This window comes from Caballeronia sp., assembly GCF_049581465.1.
Classification (GTDB): domain Bacteria; phylum Pseudomonadota; class Gammaproteobacteria; order Burkholderiales; family Burkholderiaceae; genus Caballeronia.
Map to the genome: position 1 here is coordinate 1 of NZ_JBAUSA010000025.1, position 2,487 is coordinate 2,487.

Consider the following 2,487-nt stretch of genomic DNA (forward strand, 5'->3'; position numbering starts at 1 on the left):
CCCCTGGCCGGTTTCGAAATACATCAAGTCGTTGCCAACGGTGCCGCGTTTGAGCGACAACCCTGCCTCATGCGCCTCCTTAAGCAGCACGAGCGACACGCCGAAACTGCTGTTCGCTTTCTCAGTGCCCGCGATCGACTGGAACACGAGATCGACGGGCGCGCCTTTCTCGATTGCAGCGATCGTATTGGTCACATGCGTGAGCACGCACGATTGCGTCGGGACTTCATAGCGCTGGCGGAAGTCGTCGATCATCACGAGCAGCGTCGTGATCGTGCTCAACGAATCCGAAGCGGGATTGATGCCGATCACCGCGTCGCCGCAGCCGTACATGAGGCCGTCGAGCATCGACGCCGCGATGCCTTTCACGTCGTCGGTCGGATGATTCGGCTGGAGGCGCACCGACATGTGCCCGGGCAAGCCGATCGTGTTGCGAAAGCGCGTAATCACGGGCCGTTTCCTGGCCGCGAGAATCAGGTCCTGGTTGCGCATGAGCTTCGACACCGCCGCGACCATCTCCGGCGTCAGTCCCTGCGCCACGCGGATCAGCGCGGCGGAGTCGGTGGTGTCGGCGAGCAGCCAGTTGCGGAAATCGCCCACCGTCAAGTGTGCGATTTCGGCGAACGCAGGGGGAGAATGGTCGTCGATGATCAGCCGCGTCACCTCATCGCTCTCGTACGGAATCACCGTTTCGTTCAGGAAGGTGCGTAACGGCACCTGGGCAAGCGCCATCTTCGCGGCCACCCGTTCCTCTTCCGTGTCCGCCGTCACACCCGCGAGCTGGTCGCCGGAGCGCGACGGGGTGGCTTTCGCCAGCAGCGTCTTCAGGTCGTCGAAACGGTATGTCCGGCTACCGATGGTTTCGGCATAGCTCATCGCGTGATCCTCGTTTCCGGGCATGCATCAGTGCGCAGTTTGCACTCGTTTTGCGGCACGAGGCCGGCGGGCGCGCGGGGCGGCCATGAAATATCCGCCATGCGATAATTGCGTTCTTCGTGCGAGCCCACCTCGCCAGCCTACTTTATCGCGCCGCACCTTGAAAAACCTGCTCGTAAACCTTGACCGGCTGGGCGATTTCGATGAGATCGTCGATGTCCGCACGCCGTTCGAATTCGCCGAAGACCACATTCCGGGCGCGTTCAACGCGCCCGTCTTGAGCAATGAGGAACGGGTGCTCGTCGGCACGATGTACAAGCAAGTGTCGCCGTTCGAGGCTACGCGAGTGGGCGCGGCGATCGTCGCGCGCAATATCGCGCATCACCTGGAAACCACCTTCGCCGACCGGCCGCGCAACTGGCGGCCGGTGATTTATTGCTGGCGCGGCGGCAAGCGCTCGGGGTCGGTCACCACGCTGTTCAACATGATCGGCTGGCAGGCGCGGCAACTGGACGGCGGATATAAGGTTTATCGGCGCGCTACGCTCGACACGCTCGACCACCTGCCGGCGGCGTTTCGCTACATCGTGCTCGCCGGTCCGACAGGCAGCGGCAAGACGCGTTTGCTCAACGCGCTGGACGAGGCGGGCGCGCAGACGCTGGACCTGGAAAATCTCGCGTCGCATCGCGGTTCGCTGCTGGGCGCGTGGCCCGGCGAGGCGCAACCGTCGCAAAAGCGCTTCGATACCCTGCTCGTGTCCGCACTGCGCGCGCTGGATCCGGCGCGCCCGGTGTTTGTCGAAGCGGAGAGCCGGCGTATTGGCGCAGTTTCGTTGCCGCTTTCATTGCTCGATACGTTTCACCGCGCTGCGTGCGTGGAGGTGACGTCGAGCCGCGAGGATCGTGCGATTTTCCTGCTGCATGACTATGCGCATCTTTTTCGCGATCCGGAATTGTTCAAACAGCAGTTGTCGAAGCTGATCGGGCTGCATAGCCGCGAGCGGGTGGCCGGCTGGCACCGCCAGGTCGATGACAACAACGGCGCGGAACTGGCCCGTGAGCTGATCGACCTGCACTACGATCCGGCTTACACACGCAGCAGCCACGAGCATTTCATCGAACTGCCGCACGCCACGCAGATGCTATTCCGGCCCAATGACCCGGATGTCGTCGAGCAGGCGAGGGCGCTACTTGCACGACTCGATGCAACCGCGCTCGCCTGAAAATAATCTTCCCTTCAAACCCAAGACCAACAACATGCAATCGACCCTTCGACAACCCCGCGTCACGCTGGGCGCGATCACGTTCCTGCTGATTGCCGTGCTCGGGCTGTTCTACGTGAAATGGTTTCCGTATTACAACCGCGCATTCGTGGCGGCCAGCCAGCAGTCCATCGGCAAGTCGATCCTGATGGGGACCGCATCGAGCGCGCCCCCGGCTTCGTGGCACGCGGCGATCGACTATGCGTTCGCCTACGGCAAGGCGATCTGGCAGGCAATGGTCCTCGGCTTGCTGCTCGGCTCGGCCGTGCAGGCGCTGATTCCGCCGCAGTGGGTCGCGCGCGCAGTGGGGCGCAACGACTTCGGCAGCGTGGTGAACGGCGGGTTGATGG

2 protein-coding genes and 1 pseudogene are annotated in these 2,487 nt (G+C 63.1%); 2 read left to right on the forward strand and 1 reads right to left on the reverse strand.

Going from position 1 to position 2,487, the window contains the following annotated elements; all coding sequences use genetic code 11:
- Nucleotides 1–876 (reverse strand): ethanolamine ammonia-lyase subunit EutB (gene eutB / locus WCA53_RS00565; RefSeq protein WP_423904157.1); only part of this gene is annotated, 876 nt, incomplete at its 3' end.
- A gap of 160 nt (nt 877–1,036) precedes the next feature.
- On the opposite strand from eutB, the gene mnmH reads away from it, so the two are divergent.
- Entirely contained in the window at nt 1,037–2,098 is a 1,062-nt protein-coding gene (gene mnmH, locus WCA53_RS00570; protein ID WP_423904160.1) for a tRNA 2-selenouridine(34) synthase MnmH, read from the forward strand.
- Nucleotides 2,099–2,132: 34 nt separating this feature from the next.
- Nucleotides 2,133–2,487: pseudogene (locus tag WCA53_RS00575) on the forward strand (permease); the annotation flags it as partial.